Here is a 16,983-nt window from a genome sequence, read left to right as displayed (position 1 = left end):
ATCGCTTCATTCTCGGCGTGGGTATGACAAAATAGCGGTTTTGTGTTGGCTTGTGGAGTCGCCCGTGCAGGATCGCAATTTCGATGACATTGCTGAAAAGTTTTCGCGCAATATTTACGGCACCACAAAAGGTCAGCTGCGCCAGGCGATCCTCTGGCAGGATCTGGAACCGCTGCTGGCGCAGCTGGGGCCGGGACCGCTGAGGGTGCTGGATGCCGGCGGCGGCGAAGGGCAAACGGCCATTAAAGTGGCGCAACTGGGCCATCACGTGACGCTGTGCGATCTCTCCGCTGAAATGGTGGCGCGCGCCCGCCAGGCGGCCGTCGATAAAGGTGTGATCGACAACATGCATTTTGTACAATGCGCGGCTCAGGATATTGCGCAGCATTTGGAAAGCCCGGTTGATCTGGTACTGTTTCATGCGGTGCTGGAGTGGGTGGCGGAGCCCCAGGAGGTGCTGCGTACGCTGTGGTCGACACTGCGTCCTGGCGGTGGGCTGTCGTTGATGTTCTACAATGCTAACGGCCTGCTGATGCACAATATGGTGGCCGGTAATTTCGATTACGTACAACTGGGCATGCCAAAAAAGAAAAAACGCACGCTGTCGCCGGATTATCCGCGTGAGCCGCAGCAGGTTTATCACTGGCTGGAAGAGATTGGCTGGCAGATTGTCAGCAAAACCGGCGTGCGGGTGTTTCATGATTATCTGCGTGAAAAACGCCAACAGCATGACAGCTATGCGGCGCTGCTGGAGCTGGAAACGCGCTACTGTCGTCAGGAGCCGTATCTCAGCCTGGGCCGTTATATTCATGTCACCGCGCTTAAGAGCCAGGCTCATAGCCGCAGATGCAAGGATAAAGTATGAGTGAATTTTCCCAGACAGTCCCCGAACTGGTTGCCTGGGCCAGGAAAAATGATTTTTCTATCTCGCTGCCGGTCGACAGACTCTCTTTTCTGCTGGCGGTCGCCACGCTGAACGGCGAACGGCTGGAAGGGGAAATGAGCGAGGGAGAACTGGTGGATGCGTTCCGCCACGTCAGTGATGCGTTTGAGCAGACCAGCGAAACCATCAGCCAGCGCGCCAATAATGCGATCAACGATTTGGTGCGCCAGCGTCTGCTGAACCGCTTTACCAGCGAAATTACCGAAGGCAATGCGATCTATCGCCTGACGCCGTTGGGGATCGGGATCACCGATTACTATATCCGTCAGCGTGAATTCTCGACGCTGCGTCTCTCGATGCAGCTGTCGATCGTCGCTGGCGAGCTGAAGCGTGCGGCGGATGCGGCAGAAGAGGGCGGGGATGAGTTCCACTGGCATCGCAATGTTTTCGCTCCGCTGAAATATTCCGTGGCGGAAATTTTCGACAGCATCGACCTGACGCAGCGCATTATGGATGAGCAGCAGCAGCTGGTGAAAGACGATATCGCACAGTTGTTAAATAAAGACTGGCGCGCGGCGATTTCCAGCTGTGAACTGCTGCTGTCGGAAACCTCTGGCACCCTGCGCGAACTGCAGGATACGCTGGATGCGGCAGGGGATAAACTGCAGGCGAATCTGCTGCGCATTCAGGATTCGACCATGGCGCGCGACGATTTGCATTTTGTCGACCGGCTGGTATTCGACCTGCAAAGCAAACTCGACCGCATCGTCAGCTGGGGTCAGCAGGCGATTGACCTGTGGATCGGCTACGACCGCCATGTGCATAAGTTTATCCGTACCGCTATCGATATGGATAAGAACCGCGTCTTCGCCCAGCGTCTGCGCCAGTCGGTACAGACCTATTTTGATGAACCGTGGGCGCTGACTTACGCCAACGCCGACCGTCTGCTGGATATGCGCGATGAAGAGATGGCGTTGCGCGATGAAGAGGTCACCGGCGAACTGCCGGCGGATCTCGAATTTGAAGAGTTTAACGAAATTCGCGAGCAGCTGGCGGCGCTGATCGAAGCGCAGCTGGCGGTCTATAAAGAGAAGGGAATACCGCTGGACCTCGGCCTGGTGGCGCGGGAGTTCCTGGCGCAGTATCCGCGCGGGCGTCACTTCGACGTGGCGCGGATCGTCGTGGATCAGGCGGTACAGCTGGGCGTCGCCCAGGCAGATTTCACCGGACTGCCGGCAAAATGGCAGCCGATTAATGATTACGGAGCCAAGGTACAGGCGCATGTCATTGACAAATATTGAACAAGTGATGCCGGTTAAGCTGGCGCAGGCGTTGGCCAATCCGTTATTTCCGGCGCTGGACAGCGCCCTGCGCGCGGGCCGTCATATCGGTCTCGACGAGCTGGATAATCACGCATTTTTGATGGATTTCCAGGATTACCTGGAAGAATTTTACGCTCGCTATAACGTCGAGTTGATCCGCGCACCGGAAGGGTTCTTCTATCTGCGCCCGCGCTCCACCACGCTGATTTCGCGCTCGGTGCTGTCGGAGCTGGATATGATGGTGGGCAAAATTCTTTGCTATCTCTATCTCAGCCCGGAGCGCCTGGCAAACGAAGGGATTTTCACCCAGCAGGAGCTCTATGACGAACTGCTGACCCTGGCGGATGAAGCCAGGCTGCTGAAGCTGGTGAACAATCGTTCCACCGGTTCGGATCTGGACCGCCAGAAGCTGCAGGAAAAAATGCGCGCGTCGCTTAACCGCCTGCGCCGCCTGGGGATGGTGTGGTTTATGGGCCATGACAGCAGCAAGTTTCGCATTACCGAATCGGTATTCCGCTTTGGCGCCGATGTGCGCGCCGGCGACGACCCGCGCGAGGCGCAGCGCCGCCTGATCCGCGACGGGGAAGCGATGGCTCTGGAAAATCACCTGCAGCTCAATGATGAGAATGAAGAAAACCAGCCGGATAGCGGGGAGGAAGAGTAATGATTGAACGCGGTAAGTTTCGCTCGCTAACGCTGGTGAACTGGAACGGTTTCTTTGCCCGGACCTTTGATCTTGATGAACTGGTGACCACCCTCTCCGGGGGGAACGGCGCGGGTAAGTCCACGACCATGGCGGCTTTCGTCACGGCGCTGATCCCGGATTTAACCCTGCTGCACTTCCGTAACACCACTGAAGCGGGGGCCACCAGCGGCTCACGCGATAAAGGCCTGCATGGTAAGCTGCGCGCCGGGGTGTGTTACTCGGTACTCGATGTGATCAACTCCCGCCACCAGCGCGTGGTGGTCGGCGTGCGCCTACAACAGGTCGCCGGACGCGATCGTAAAGTCGATATTAAGCCGTTCGCCATTCAGGGACTGCCGACCTCTATCCTGCCGACCCAGCTGTTGACCGAAACGCTGAACGATCGTCAGGCGCGCGTGGTCAGTCTCAATGAGCTGAAAGACAAACTCGAGGCGATGGAAGGCGTCCAGTTTAAACAGTTCAACTCGATCACCGAATATCACTCGCTAATGTTCGATCTGGGCGTGGTGGCGCGTCGTCTGCGTTCCGCCTCCGATCGTAGCAAATACTACCGCCTGATTGAGGCCTCGCTGTACGGCGGGATCTCCAGCACCATTACCCGCTCGCTGCGCGACTACCTGCTGCCGGAAAACAGCGGCGTGCGTAAAGCGTTCCAGGATATGGAAGCGGCGCTGCGGGAAAACCGCATGACGCTGGAAGCCATTCGCGTAACCCAGTCTGACCGCGATCTGTTTAAACACCTGATCAGCGAAGCCACCAACTACGTGGCGGCGGACTATATGCGTCACGCCAACGAGCGGCGCATTCACCTGGATAAGGCGCTGGAGTATCGTCGCGATCTCTTTACCTCGCGTTCGCAGTTGGCGGCCGAGCAGTATAAGCACGTCGAGATGGCGCGCGAGCTGCAGGAGCACAACGGCGCGGAGGGCGATCTGGAAGCCGATTACCAGGCCGCCAGCGATCACCTGAACCTGGTGCAGACCGCCCTGCGTCAGCAGGAAAAAATTGAGCGCTACGAAGCGGATCTCGATGAGCTGCAGATCCGTCTGGAAGAGCAGAATGAAGTGGTGGCGGAAGCCACCGACCAGCAGGAAGAGAACGAAGCCCGCGCCGAAGCCGCCGAACTGGAAGTGGATGAGCTGAAAAACCAGCTCGCCGACTATCAGCAGGCGCTCGACGTCCAGCAGACCCGCGCCATTCAGTATAACCAGGCGCTGCAGGCGCTGGAGCGCGCGAAGGCGCTGTGCCATCTGCCGGATCTGACGCCAGAGAGCGCCGACGAGTGGCTGGAAACCTTCCAGGCGAAAGAGCAGGAAGCGACGGAGAAAATGCTGTCGCTGGAACAGAAAATGAGCGTGGCGCAAACCGCGCACAGCCAGTTCGAACAGGCGTACCAGCTGGTGGCGGCGATTAACGGCCCGCTGGCGCGTAATGAAGCCTGGGACGTGGCGCGCGAATTGCTGCGCGACGGCGTTAACCAGCGCCATCAGGCCGAGCAGGCGCAGGGGCTGCGCAGCCGTCTCAACGAGCTGGAACAGCGTCTGCGCGAGCAGCAGGACGCCGAGCGTCAGCTGGCTGAGTTCTGCAAACGCCAGGGCAAACGCTACGATATCGACGATCTGGAAACGCTGCATCAGGAGCTGGAAGCGCGCATCGCGTCGCTGGCCGACAGCGTCTCTAACGCTCAGGAACAGCGCATGACCCTGCGTCAGGAGCTGGAGCAACTGCAGTCGCGCACCCAGACGCTGATGCGCCGGGCGCCGATCTGGCTGGCGGCGCAGAACAGTCTCAACCAGCTGTGCGAGCAGAGCGGCGAACAGTTTGAGTCCGGCCAGGAGGTCACCGAATACCTGCAGCAGCTGCTGGAGCGTGAGCGTGAGGCTATCGTTGAACGTGACGAGGTCGGCGCCCGCAAGCGTGCCATCGACGAAGAGATCGAGCGACTCAGTCAGCCGGGCGGCTCTGAAGACCCGCGTCTGAACGCGCTGGCGGAGCGCTTTGGCGGCGTCCTGTTGTCGGAAATTTATGACGACGTTAGCCTCGAAGATGCGCCGTACTTCTCCGCGCTGTATGGCCCATCGCGCCATGCGATCGTGGTGCCGGATCTGTCGCAGGTGGCGGAGCAGCTCGAAGGGCTGGAAGATTGTCCGGAAGACCTGTATCTGATCGAAGGCGATCCGCAGTCCTTCGACGACAGCGTGTTCAGCGTTGACGAGCTGGAAAAAGCGGTGGTGGTGAAGATTGCCGACCGCCAGTGGCGTTATTCACGTTTCCCAACGCTGCCGCTGTTTGGTCGCGCGGCGCGCGAAAATCGCATCGAAACACTGCATGCTGAGCGTGAGAGTCTCTCCGAGCGTTTCGCGACCCTGTCGTTCGACGTGCAGAAAACCCAGCGTCTTCACCAGGCTTTCAGCCGCTTCATTGGCAGCCATCTGGCGGTGGCTTTCGAGGACGATCCGGAAGAAGAGATCCGCAAGCTTAACAGCCGCCGCGGCGAGCTGGAGCGTGCGCTGAACGCCCATGAGAGCGATAACCAACAGAACCGCGTGCAGTATGAGCAGGCGAAAGAGGGCGTGTCGGCGCTCAACCGCCTGCTGCCGCGCCTGAACCTGCTGTCGGATGATACGCTGGCTGACCGCGTGGACGAGATCCAGGAACGTCTGGACGAAGCGCAGGAGGCTGTGCGCTTTATTCAGCAGCATGGCAATCAGCTGGCGAAGCTGGAGCCGATCGTCTCGGTATTGCAGAGCGATCCGGAGCAGTTTGAGCAGCTGAAAGAAGATTACGCCTATGCGCAGCAAACCCAGCGCGATGCGCGTCAGCAGGCCTTTGCGCTGGCGGAAGTCGTGCAGCGCCGGGCCCACTTCAGCTACTCCGATTCGGCGGAGATGCTCAGTGGCAACAGCGATCTCAACGAGAAGCTGCGCCAGCGTCTGCAACAAGCGGAATCTGAGCGTAGCCGCGCGCGCGAAGCGATGCGTAGCCACGTTGCGCAGTTGAACCAGTACAACCAGGTGCTGGCGTCGCTGAAGAGCTCGTATGACACCAAAAAAGAGCTGCTCAACGATCTGTATAAAGAGCTGCAGGATATCGGCGTGCGTGCCGATGCCGGGGCGGAAGAGCGCGCGCGTCAGCGTCGTGACGAGCTGCACACGCAGCTGAGCAACAACCGCTCCCGTCGCAATCAGCTGGAAAAAGCGTTGACCTTCTGCGAAGCGGAAATGGACAACCTGACCCGTAAACTGCGCAAGCTGGAACGCGATTACTGCGAAATGCGTGAGCAGGTTGTCAGCGCCAAGGCGGGCTGGTGCGCGGTGATGCGTCTGGTGAAAGACAATGGCGTCGAACGTCGTCTGCATCGCCGCGAACTGGCCTATCTCTCTGCCGACGAACTGCGTTCGATGTCGGATAAGGCGCTCGGTGCGCTGCGTCTGGCGGTCGCCGATAACGAACATCTGCGCGACGTGCTGCGTATTTCGGAAGATCCGAAACGTCCGGAGCGCAAAATCCAGTTCTTCGTCGCCGTCTATCAGCATCTGCGCGAGCGTATCCGTCAGGATATTATTCGTACCGATGACCCGGTGGAAGCGATCGAGCAGATGGAGATCGAGCTCAGTCGTCTGACCGAAGAGCTGACCAACCGCGAACAGAAGCTGGCGATCAGTTCCCGCAGCGTGGCGAACATTATTCGCAAAACCATTCAGCGTGAGCAGAACCGTATCCGGATGCTCAACCAGGGGCTGCAGAGCGTGTCGTTCGGCCAGGTTAACAGCGTGCGTCTGAACGTTAACGTGCGCGAGACCCACTCGACGCTGCTGGATGTCCTGTCTGAACAGCATGAGCAGCATCAGGATCTGTTTAACAGCAATCGCCTGACCTTCTCGGAAGCGCTGGCCAAGCTGTATCAGCGCCTGAACCCGCAGATCGACATGGGGCAGCGCACGCCGCAAACCATCGGCGAAGAGCTACTCGACTACCGCAACTATCTGGAGATGGAAGTGGAAGTTAACCGCGGCTCCGACGGCTGGCTGCGCGCGGAGTCCGGCGCGCTGTCGACCGGGGAAGCGATCGGTACCGGGATGTCGATTCTGGTAATGGTGGTGCAGAGCTGGGAAGATGAGTCTCGTCGCCTGCGCGGCAAGGATATCTCGCCTTGCCGTCTGCTGTTCCTCGATGAAGCGGCGCGTCTCGACGCCCGCTCCATCGCCACGTTGTTCGAGCTGTGCGAACGTCTGGAGATGCAGCTGATTATCGCGGCGCCGGAAAATATCAGCCCGGAAAAAGGCACGACCTATAAACTGGTGCGTAAAGTGTTTAATAATCACGAACACGTACACGTTGTCGGCCTGCGCGGTTTTGCCGCGCCGGTACCGGAAGCACTGCCGGGAACGGCCGACGCCTCCTGAGGCTGCGGCTACATTCTGGCGGCTAAGCGCTGAAAAGGGCAACGTTAAGTTGCCCTTTTTGCTATCCAGCCTGGTATGCCTGGGTGGTATAATCTTTAAGCTTCTTTACATTAGGTAAGGCAAAAGCCTTTTCGTCTTTATATACTGTGATAAAGCCCACTAATTTGTGGGCGGCAATGTGTGACAACAGGGGGCAAGGGATGTTGCTAAAGAAACGGTATGGTCGTCCATTGTCAGCGCTCAGCCTGAGCCTGGCACTGGCATTTGCTCCGCTGTTCAATGTCCAGGCCGCAGAGCCTGAAGTCGTACCTGGTGATAGCTCCGCTACGCCTGGAGAGCTTTCCGTCGCGCTGACGCAAAGCGATGGGCAATCGCCGGCGGTCGCGAAGCTGGCCGGTGAGCAGCCGCTGTCGATGGAGGCGGCCGCAAACAGTCGCGCCCAGATCGAGGCGCTGTTGCCGGCAGGGTACAAACCTGTCTTTATCAATCCGCTGGTGTCGCTGTACGCCGCCAGGGATATGAAACCGATGTGGGAGAACCGCGAGGCGGTGCAGGCGTTCCAGCAGCAGCTGGCGGAGATCGCCATCGCCGGTTTTCAGCCGCAGTTTACCACTTGGGTCAGCCTGCTGACCGATCCCGCCGTCAGCGGCATGGCGCGCGATGTGGTGTTGTCGGATGCCATGATGGGCTATCTGCACTTTATCAGCGGCATCCCCACCCAGGGGACCCGCTGGCTATATAGCTCGACGCCGTACAAGATGGCGACCCCGCCGCTATCGGTGATTAACCAGTGGCAGCTGGCGCTGGACAATGGCTCCCTGCCGGCGTTTATCGCTGGCCTGGCGCCGCATCATCCGCAGTATGAGGCCATGCACCAGTCGTTGTTGGCGCTGGTGGCTGATTCTCGCCCGTGGCCGCAGATGACCGGTAGCGGCTCGCTGCGCCCCGGCGAATGGAGCAATGATATCGGTGCCCTGCGCGAGATCCTCCAGCGTACCGGGATGCTGGACAATACCGCCAATATCGTTCTGCCCGGCGATGTGGTGAGCCCGTCGGCGAAGAAAAAGAGCAAACCCGCGGCGCGCGGCGTGTACGATCGCCAGCTGGTGGAGGGGGTTAAGCGCTTTCAGGCCATGCAGGGGCTGGGTGCGGATGGCGTCATTGGCCAGTCCACCCGCGACTGGCTCAACGTCTCTTCCGCGCAGCGTGCGGGGGTGCTGGCCTTGAATATTCAGCGTTTACGCCTGCTGCCGGGCAAACTGTCGACCGGCATTATGGTGAATATTCCCGCTTTCTCGCTAGTCTATTACCAGGATGGCAGCCAGGTGCTGGCCTCGCGGGTGATCGTCGGGCGTCCGGACCGCAAAACGCCAATGATGAGCAGCGCGCTGAACAACGTGGTGGTCAATCCACCGTGGAACGTGCCGCCGACGCTGGCGCGCAAAGATATCCTGCCGAAGGTGCGTAACAATCCGGGCTATCTGGAGCAGCATGGCTACACCGTGATGCGCGGCTGGAACAGTAAAGAGACCATCGATCCTTATCGGGTCGACTGGTCGACCATCACCGAGAATAATTTACCGTTCCGTTTTCAGCAGGCGCCTGGAGCGCGTAACTCACTGGGCCGCTACAAGTTTAATATGCCGAGTTCAGATGCTATTTATCTGCACGATACGCCGAACCATAATCTGTTCCAGAAAGATGTTCGCGCGCTCAGCTCCGGCTGCGTACGCGTCAATAAGGCCTCGGAGCTGGCCAATATGTTGCTGCAGGACGCGGGCTGGAACGACACGCGTATTTCCGATGCCCTGAAGCAAGGGGACACGCGCTATGTCAATATTCGGCAAAATATACCGGTGAATTTATATTACTTAACGGCTTTTGTGGACGCTGATGGACGTACACAATATCGAACAGATATTTACAATTACGATCTCACCGCGCGATCCAGTGCACAAATTCTGACGAAAGCTGAACAATTAATCAGGTAAATGAAGTAGTTCAATGGATTTTGTTGTCCTAGCACTGGGTAAAAAAGGGCGCTGCTCCTCTGCAGCGCCCGATTTTCCTGGGGTGAGGCTGCCTTGACGTTGGCAATAATGCCCGGTAAGGTGCCTTTCGTGCGCCAGAAGTGCATATACATATCATTCCGCTCAATGCGTAGCGCGGTCAGCGCGAACGCTCTCCTTTGCCGGACAGCATCACGGCTGTGGCGAGCGATGGCGAGCTGGCGGTTAGCCTCGCGCGATGCGGAAAAAGTATATAACGATTCATTGACTGTAGACCTGATTATCATGGACAAATTTGACGCTAATCGCCGCAGATTGCTGGCGTTGGGTGGTGCTGCGCTGGGTGCTGCCGCCATTCTCCCTGCGCCGGCATTTGCCACCCTCTCGACCCCCCGTCCGCGTATTTTGACGCTGAATAACCTGCATACCGGTGAATCGCTCAAGGCGGAGTTTTTCGATGGCAGAGGCTATATTCAGGATGAATTAGCAAGACTTAATCATTTTTTCCGTGATTACCGCGCGAATAAAATTAAGTCCATCGATCCAAATCTGTTCGATCATCTTTATCGGTTGCAGGGATTGCTTGGCACCAACAAACCTGTCCAGCTTATTTCTGGTTATCGTTCCCTCGATACCAATGATGAGCTTCGCGCACGAAGCCGTGGTGTGGCAAAACACAGCTATCACACCAAGGGGCAGGCAATGGATTTCCATATTGAAGGTATTTCGTTAAGCAATATTCGCAAAGCGGCGTTATCTATGCGCGCAGGTGGTGTAGGATATTACCCACGTAGTAACTTTGTGCATATTGATACCGGTCCCGTAAGGCACTGGTAACGAAAGGAGCGTCATGAACTATCGTATTATTCCGGTTACCGCGTTCGCGCAGAACTGTTCTCTCATCTGGTGCGAACAAACCCGCCTGGCGGCGCTGGTCGATCCTGGCGGCGATGCTGAACGTATCAAAGCGGTGGTGGCGGAGGCGGGCGTCACGCTGATGCAGATCCTGCTGACGCATGGCCATCTCGATCACGTCGGCGCCGCTGCGGAACTGGCGCAGCATTATGGCGTACCGGTTATTGGTCCGGAAAAAGAAGATGAGTTCTGGCTGGAAGGATTGCCGGCGCAAAGCCGGATGTTCGGCCTGGAGGATTGCCAGCCGCTGCGTCCGGATCGCTGGCTCAATGAAGGCGATGTGGTCAATGTAGGGAATGTGGCGCTGCAGGTACTGCACTGTCCGGGCCATACGCCGGGTCACGTGGTCTTCTTTGATGACGCTTCCCGATTGCTCATTTCCGGAGACGTGATTTTTAAAGGCGGGGTGGGGCGCAGCGATTTTCCACGCGGCGACCATGGACAGTTGATTGCGGCCATTAAGGATAAGCTGTTGCCGCTGGGCGATGACGTGACCTTTATTCCCGGCCATGGTCCGCTGTCGACGCTGGGTGAGGAACGTCGTAACAACCCGTTCCTGCAGGATGAGATGCCGGTCTGGTAACAGACATGACGCGAACACATAAAAAAGGCCGCATTCGCGGCCTTTTTCTTTTATCTCGCTTAGAGCACGCTGTCGCTTACAGTACTGCGACGATGGCTTCGCACAGCGGCGCCATATTGTCAGGCGTCATCCCGGCCACGTTGATACGTCCGGAAGCAACCGCATAGATGGCGAACTCTTCACGCAGGCGCAGCACCTGCTCTTTAGTCAGGCCGCTGAATGAGAACATGCCGTTCTGCTGGCTGATAAAGCTGAAGTCGCGGCTCGCGCCTTTCTCCTGCAGGGTGTTGACGAACAGCAGGCGCATACGCTGGATGCGCTGGCGCATATCGGTCAGCTCCTGCTCCCAGATCGCACGCAGCGCATCGTTGCTCAGAATGGTGGCGACCACGGAGGCGCCATGCGCAGGCGGGTTGGAGTAGTTGGCGCGGATCACCGATTTCATCTGACTGAACGCGCGGTCCACGGTCTCCTGATCGGCGGCGACCAGCGTGCAGGCGCCGACGCGCTCGTTGTACAGGCCAAAGTTTTTCGAGTAGGAGCTGGCGACCAGCAGCTCTTTGTGCAGCGCAGCAAAGGCGCGCAGCCCTTCAGCATCTTCTTCCAGACCGCGGGCGAAGCCCTGGTAGGCGAAATCAAACAGCGGGAGCCAGCCTTTTTCCACTGACAGCTGCGCCAGCTGCTGCCACTGGTCGAGCGTCGGATCGATTCCGGTCGGGTTGTGGCAGCAGCCGTGGAACAGCACCACGTCGCCTGCCTGCGCTTCATTCAGGCTGGCCAGCAGACCCTCAAAGTCCAGCGCATGGTTAGCGGCGTCGTAGTAGGTATATTCGCGCACTTCCAGCCCGGCAGAGGTAAACACGCTCTTGTGGTTCGGCCAGCTTGGGTTGCTCACCCACACGCGTTTCACGTCGGTGTTTTTGGCGAGGAAGTCAGCCGCGACACGCAGAGCGCCAGTACCGCCTGGGGTCTGCGCAGTACGGGCGCGTTTATCAGCGATAATCGCATTGCCTTTACCGAACAGCAGCTCCTGGGTGCAGCGACCAAATTCAGGAATACCATCGATGCCCAGATAGTTTTTAGTCGTTTCATTTTCCAGCAGGTACTGCTCTGCTTTCTTGACGCTGGTCAGAACGGGTGTTTTACCGGTTTCATCCTTGTAAACACCAATTCCGAGGTTAATTTTTTCAGGGCGGTCATCGGCACGAAACAGATCGGCCAGACCTAAAATCGGGTCGGCTGGGGCGGCGGTAATGTTCTCAAACATGACGAGGTTCCATTGTGATTACTGAAGGGAAATCCGCTATCAGGTTAACGGGAGAATAACGAATTGCCAACCGTTTGCGACAAAAAGCGAGAAGGTTTTCGAAAGATACGATCTTTGCCTCACGAATACAGAAAAGCAGGACCGAAGTCCTGCTTTGAAGGCATATCACGAAGGGGTGTACTGCAGATTAGAACTGGTAAACGATACCCACGGCCGCCTGGTCGTCGGTGGCTACGCCAGCCGCTTTGGTGTAATCGTTGTCGTCCAGCTGGTTGAATTTATACGCAGCGTAGACGTTCATGTTCTTGTTGAAGTAGTACCAGGTACCCACTTCGATGTATTTAACCAGATCCGCATCGCCGCCGGAGAAGCCAGCACGTGACTGCAGGTCTTTACCTTTGGTCTGCACGTAACCGATGGACGGACGCAGGCCGAAGTCGAACTGATACTGTACGACAGCTTCAAAGTTCTGGGTTTTGCCCGCGAAGTGGTTATCTTCTTCCGGAGTCATGTTGTAGGTCTGAGAGTACATGACCGCTGCATAGACGTTGTTGGCGTCATATTTTGCAGAGGTTGCCCAGGCTTCGGCTTTGTCGCCATTGCCGTCAGCTTTCTGATCGACGCTACGGTTGGAGCCGGAGTAGCCTGCAGACAGTGCGATACCGTTGTCGAACGCGTAGGTGGCTGCGGTGCTGAAGCCGTCGCCATTCTGCTTGCGAACCGCACGGTCGTGGTCGTTTTTACCCTGGTACTGCAGCGCGAAGCTCAGACCGTCAACCAGACCAAAGAAGTCAGAGTTACGGTAGGTTGCCACGCCGTTGGTACGGCCGGTCATGTAGTTGTCGGTGTAGTTCCAGCCGTCGCCGCCCCATTCAACCAGCATATCGGTTGCTGCTTCGACATCGTAGATCGCGCCGTAGTTACGGCCGTAGTCGAATGAACCGTATTCACCCGCTTTCAGACCCGCGAACGCCAGACGGGTTTTCGTCGGTTGGGAACCTTCAACGTTGGACGCATCCATGTTGTATTCCCACTGGCCGTAACCGGTCAGCTGATCGTTGATCTGAGTTTCGCCTTTCAGGCCGATACGGGCATAGGTGGTATCGTCGCTGCTGGTGTCGCCATTGGTGGTCCAGACGTGCTCGCCGACCATTTTCCCATAGAAGTCCAGTTTGTTGCCGTTTTTGTTATAGATTTCTGCAGCGTTGGCTGCACCGGCTACCAGCAGGGCAGGGATCACCACTGCCAGAATATTGCGCTTCATCATTATTTATTACCCTCATTAATATTTTTTATATGAACACGTGCCACTGCCGTCAATAAGTTCTGTCAATAAAAACTTACAGAACCATTGATGAGAGTTTGGTGTCTGAAGGCATCTTTCCATCCGCGACAACGTTTCGCTAGCCGGAAAATGCTACGAATATCTCATATGAGTAACAAAACGAAAAATCATGTAACTAAATGTGTATTTTGAGGAACTTTGTGAACTTAATCAAAATTCCGTTCCACCTGATGAGGTAAAACGCCATTGCTTATCTATCTATATGAATTATTTATGATTAATTTGGATAAGCGGCAATTCGTTCATTTTATGTGTTGAATTCGTCTTCTTTTTATTCAGCCTCTGTCTTGGCAAGAAGTGCGGCGAATGGTTAAAAAATGAGCAATTTTATCAGGGGTTTTGCTCTGATATGAACATAAAGTGCGATCTGCATCACCGGTGTGCACCGAAACAGTGCGTAACATAAATGTGATTTCCAGGCCTTGATGTTTAAGTTTGTTGAATTTTGCTAACAGTAATTGACATAAAAAAAGGCCAGCTTGCGCTGGCCTTTCAGGTTTATGTCAGAAAAATTTAGAATGTCGCGTTGCGCGGGGTACGCGGGAACGGAATGACATCGCGGACGTTCTGCACGCCGGTGACGTAAGCGATCAGACGTTCGAAGCCCAGACCGAAGCCGGAGTGCGGTACGGTGCCGTAGCGGCGCAGGTCGCGATACCACCAGTAGTCTTCTTTGTTGAGCCCCATCTCTGCCATACGCGCGTCCAGCACGTCGAGACGCTCCTCACGCTGGGAACCACCGATGATCTCGCCGATGCCCGGCGCCAGCACGTCCATTGCCGCGACGGTTTTACCGTCTTCGTTAAGGCGCATGTAGAAGGCCTTAATGTCTTTCGGATAGTTTTTCACCACGACCGGCGCTTTGAAGTGCTCTTCAGCCAGATAACGCTCGTGCTCGGAGGAGAGATCCACGCCCCAGTAAACCGGGTTCTCAAACTGCTTACCGCAGTTTTCCAGGATAGTGACGGCATCGGTGTAATCCACCTGAGCAAAATCAGCGGAGACGAAACGCTGCAGACGGTCGATAGCGTCTTTGTCTACGCGCTCGGCGAAGAACTGCATGTCATCCGCACGCTCTTCCAGTACCGCCTTAAAGACGTACTTGAGCATCGCTTCCGCCAGACCAGCAACATCGTTCAGGCTCGCGAAGGCGACTTCCGGCTCCAGCATCCAGAACTCCGCCAGGTGGCGGCTGGTGTTGGAGTTTTCGGCGCGGAAGGTTGGGCCGAAGGTGTAGATTTTCGACAGTGCGCAGGCATAGGTCTCGCCGTTCAGCTGGCCGGATACGGTCAGGAACGACTCTTTACCAAAGAAGTCTTTATCGAAGTCGACTTTGCCCTGATCGTTACGCGGCAGGTTTTCCAGATCCAGCGTCGACACGCGGAACATTTCGCCGGCGCCTTCGGTATCGGAAGCGGTGATCAGCGGGGTGGAAACCCAGAAGAAGCCCTGTTCGTCGAAGAATCGGTGCAGCGCCTGCGCCAGGGTATGACGCACGCGAGCTACCGCGCCAATCAGGTTGGTGCGCGGACGCAGGTGCGCTACTTCACGCAGATACTCGATGCTGTGGCGCTTGGCCGCCATCGGGTAGGTGTCCGGGTCTTCCACCCAGCCGGTGACTTCCACGCTGCTCGCCTGGATCTCAAAGCTTTGACCCTGGCCCTGGGAAGCCACGACTTTACCGGTGACAATCACCGAGCAACCGGTGGTCAGACGCAGCACTTCCTGATTGTAATTGGGCAGAGAATTATTAATAACGGCCTGTACAGGATCAAAGCAGGAACCGTCATAGACGGCGAGGAATGAAAAGCCAGCTTTAGAATCTCGGCGGGTACGCACCCATCCGCGGACCGTGACTTCGCTGTCAACGGCAACGCGGCCCTGGAGTACGTCGGCTACAGGCACAACGCTCATAATAATCTCTCTATGTAGTCCAATAAAAAAGTCTCTTCCCCCTACAGCGGGGGGATATCTATGTTACCTGTCATCTTCCATCAGACAAGTAGATTTCGCATCATAAGCGGATAATTCGGCAATAAATAATAAAGAAAAAGGAGCCTGAAAGGCTCCTTAGGGGAATTAGCTCGCCTTTTTAATCGGCGGCAGGTCGAACGCCTCGCGCAGGGCGCGGACGAAGGCCTTATCGTGGCAGATGGTTTTTCCCGGGCTGTCGGAGAGTTTCGCCACCGGTTTGCCGTTACATTCCACCAGCTTAATCACGATATTGAGCGGTTTAACCTGCGGCAGATCGCAGGTTAAACGGGTGCCGATACCAAAGCTCAATTTCACCCGCGAGGCGAAGTGGCGATACAAATCGACCGCTTTGGCGAGATCGAGATTATCGGAGAAGACCAGCACTTTGCTCAGCGGATCGATGCCCAGCTTCTGATAATGGGCGATGGCTTTTTCACCCCATTCCACCGGGTCGCCGGAGTCATGGCGCAAACCCTGATAGCGGGTAGCGAATTCCGGACCAAAATCGCGCAGGAACGCATCCATGGTGATGCAGTCGGTCAGCGCGATGCCCAGCTGGTCGGGATACTCTTCCAGCCAGGCAGCAAGGGCCGCCCGCTGGCTGCTGGCGAGGTTCGGGCTGATCTGCTGGTGGGCCTGGAACCATTCGTGCGCCTGGGTGCCCATCGGGGTTAAATGTAAACGACGAGCCAGATCGTAATTGCTGGTGCCGACAAACCACGGCTCCTGCTGCAGACGTTGCACAATGGCCTCTTGCACTTCGCGTGAAAAACGACGGCGGGTGCCGAAGTCCATCAGGCGGAAGGCGCGCATATCGAGGCCAGCGGTCATGCTGGCGAAGTCGCCTAGCTTATGTTCCAGCGTGTTCAGCGCCTGATCGACGCCCATCTCTGGTGAACGATAGCGATGGACCAACTCGCTTATCACCGCCAGCAGCGGGACTTCCCACATGATGGCTTCCCGCCATGGGCCGGTAAGGCGAATGTTCAGCTTACCATTGTCATTGCTGACCGTGACCTGGCGCGGGTCATAGCGAAAATCGCGCAGCCAGTCGAGATAATCCTGGCGGAAAAAGGGAAGGGTGGACAACCAGTGATATTCATCATCCCGCAGTCTCAGGTCGCGCATGGACTCCACCTGCTCGCGGATCGCGTCGGCATAAATGCCGAGCAGGTCGTCTCCGCGGCAGCGAAACTCCGCCGCCACATGCACATCGCCGTAGCGGTGGAAGACAGCCTGCTGCATGTGCAGCTTGTAGGCATCCGTATCAAGCAGCGAGTGCAGTACAGGAGAAGTGAATTGTGTCATGGTGCGCAGTAGCATCCTCTCACTGGAGCGTTCCATCCAAACCAACGCGAAAAAAGGAGGCGGAGTATACCTTTATTACCCGGCTCTGTCCCGCGATGGCGAGCGATGGCGACGCTGACGGTCATTTGCGAGGCCTAGTTTAATATATTGAACATGGATCACACCACAAGCTTTGCGTCGGGTCGAGGGCATTTCGTGCCGCGCGTGTTAACAAAATGTAGCGGTTTTCGTGTTTCACATTGAAAAGATGAAGATTCTGCATAGC

At 56.8% G+C, this 16,983-nt stretch carries 11 protein-coding genes; 7 read left to right on the top strand and 4 right to left on the bottom strand.

Going from position 1 to position 16,983, the window contains the following annotated elements; translation table 11 throughout:
- Positions 1-64 precede the first annotated feature (64 nt).
- The 7 genes from cmoM to DTA24_RS19120 all read left to right on the top strand — a co-directional run bounded on the left by cmoM (position 65) and on the right by DTA24_RS19120 (position 10,824).
- A complete protein-coding gene (gene cmoM, locus DTA24_RS19150; protein ID WP_016160569.1) occupies positions 65-865 on the top strand; it encodes a tRNA uridine 5-oxyacetic acid(34) methyltransferase CmoM in 801 nt (266 codons plus the stop codon).
- Positions 862-2,184 carry a chromosome partition protein MukF gene (gene mukF / locus DTA24_RS19145; RefSeq protein WP_008805866.1) on the top strand — a complete coding sequence of 441 codons (1,323 nt, stop codon included), beginning with the start codon at positions 862-864 and terminating at the stop codon, positions 2,182-2,184. The genes cmoM and mukF overlap by 4 nt, the downstream gene beginning before the upstream one ends.
- Positions 2,165-2,869 (top strand): chromosome partition protein MukE, encoded by a 705-nt coding sequence (gene mukE, locus DTA24_RS19140; RefSeq protein WP_032735144.1) that lies wholly within the window; start codon positions 2,165-2,167, stop codon positions 2,867-2,869. The genes mukF and mukE overlap by 20 nt, the downstream gene beginning before the upstream one ends.
- Complete coding sequence (gene mukB / locus DTA24_RS19135) at positions 2,869-7,317, top strand: chromosome partition protein MukB (protein WP_123837025.1); 4,449 nt, start codon at positions 2,869-2,871, stop codon at positions 7,315-7,317. The genes mukE and mukB overlap by 1 nt, the downstream gene beginning before the upstream one ends.
- Positions 7,318-7,517: 200 nt before the next feature.
- A complete protein-coding gene (ldtD, locus tag DTA24_RS19130; protein ID WP_012542312.1) occupies positions 7,518-9,308 on the top strand; it encodes a L,D-transpeptidase in 1,791 nt (596 codons plus the stop codon).
- Between the two features lie 303 nt (positions 9,309-9,611).
- Positions 9,612-10,163: a YcbK family protein gene (locus tag DTA24_RS19125; protein WP_004201403.1), complete on the top strand. Its 552-nt coding sequence runs from the start codon at positions 9,612-9,614 to the stop codon at positions 10,161-10,163.
- Between the two features lie 13 nt (positions 10,164-10,176).
- On the top strand, positions 10,177-10,824 hold the full coding sequence (locus DTA24_RS19120; protein ID WP_008805870.1) for an MBL fold metallo-hydrolase: 648 nt from the start codon (positions 10,177-10,179) through the stop codon (positions 10,822-10,824).
- A 76-nt stretch (positions 10,825-10,900) separates the two neighbouring features.
- On the opposite strand, the gene DTA24_RS19115 is transcribed toward DTA24_RS19120, so the two are convergent.
- The 4 genes from DTA24_RS19115 to pncB form a co-directional block, all read right to left on the bottom strand.
- Positions 10,901-12,091, bottom strand: a complete 1,191-nt coding sequence (locus tag DTA24_RS19115; protein ID WP_117112339.1) for an amino acid aminotransferase — start codon at positions 12,089-12,091, stop codon at positions 10,901-10,903.
- A gap of 187 nt (positions 12,092-12,278) precedes the next feature.
- Positions 12,279-13,358, bottom strand: coding sequence for a porin OmpK35 (ompK35, locus tag DTA24_RS19110; RefSeq protein ID WP_008805872.1), 1,080 nt, complete (start codon positions 13,356-13,358; stop codon positions 12,279-12,281).
- Positions 13,359-13,949: 591 nt separating this feature from the next.
- On the bottom strand, positions 13,950-15,350 hold the full coding sequence (gene asnS / locus DTA24_RS19105; protein WP_046621985.1) for an asparagine--tRNA ligase: 1,401 nt from the start codon (positions 15,348-15,350) through the stop codon (positions 13,950-13,952).
- A gap of 165 nt (positions 15,351-15,515) precedes the next feature.
- On the bottom strand, positions 15,516-16,718 hold the full coding sequence (gene pncB / locus DTA24_RS19100) for a nicotinate phosphoribosyltransferase (RefSeq protein ID WP_032691145.1): 1,203 nt from the start codon (positions 16,716-16,718) through the stop codon (positions 15,516-15,518).
- Positions 16,719-16,983 lie beyond the last annotated feature (265 nt).

It is taken from the genome of Klebsiella sp. P1CD1 (assembly GCF_003790505.1).
Lineage (GTDB): Bacteria > Pseudomonadota > Gammaproteobacteria > Enterobacterales > Enterobacteriaceae > Klebsiella > Klebsiella variicola.
Note: the sequence above shows the minus strand (reverse complement) of the source record. Positions and strands in the feature narration are given on the sequence as shown.

What these genes read in the sequence shown, in the direction of transcription:
- mukF (WP_008805866.1), top strand. Translation starts at nt 862, where the DNA reads ATGAGTGAATTTTCCCAGACAGTCCCCGAACTGGTTGCCTGGGCCAGG.
- mukE (WP_032735144.1), top strand. Translation starts at nt 2,165, where the DNA reads ATGTCATTGACAAATATTGAACAAGTGATGCCGGTTAAGCTGGCGCAG.
- mukB (WP_123837025.1), top strand. Translation starts at nt 2,869, where the DNA reads ATGATTGAACGCGGTAAGTTTCGCTCGCTAACGCTGGTGAACTGGAAC.
- ldtD (WP_012542312.1), top strand. Translation starts at nt 7,518, where the DNA reads ATGTTGCTAAAGAAACGGTATGGTCGTCCATTGTCAGCGCTCAGCCTG.
- DTA24_RS19125 (WP_004201403.1), top strand. Translation starts at nt 9,612, where the DNA reads ATGGACAAATTTGACGCTAATCGCCGCAGATTGCTGGCGTTGGGTGGT.
- DTA24_RS19120 (WP_008805870.1), top strand. Translation starts at nt 10,177, where the DNA reads ATGAACTATCGTATTATTCCGGTTACCGCGTTCGCGCAGAACTGTTCT.
- DTA24_RS19115 (WP_117112339.1), bottom strand. Translation starts at nt 12,091, where the DNA reads ATGTTTGAGAACATTACCGCCGCCCCAGCCGACCCGATTTTAGGTCTG.
- ompK35 (WP_008805872.1), bottom strand. Translation starts at nt 13,358, where the DNA reads ATGATGAAGCGCAATATTCTGGCAGTGGTGATCCCTGCCCTGCTGGTA.
- asnS (WP_046621985.1), bottom strand. Translation starts at nt 15,350, where the DNA reads ATGAGCGTTGTGCCTGTAGCCGACGTACTCCAGGGCCGCGTTGCCGTT.
- pncB (WP_032691145.1), bottom strand. Translation starts at nt 16,718, where the DNA reads ATGACACAATTCACTTCTCCTGTACTGCACTCGCTGCTTGATACGGAT.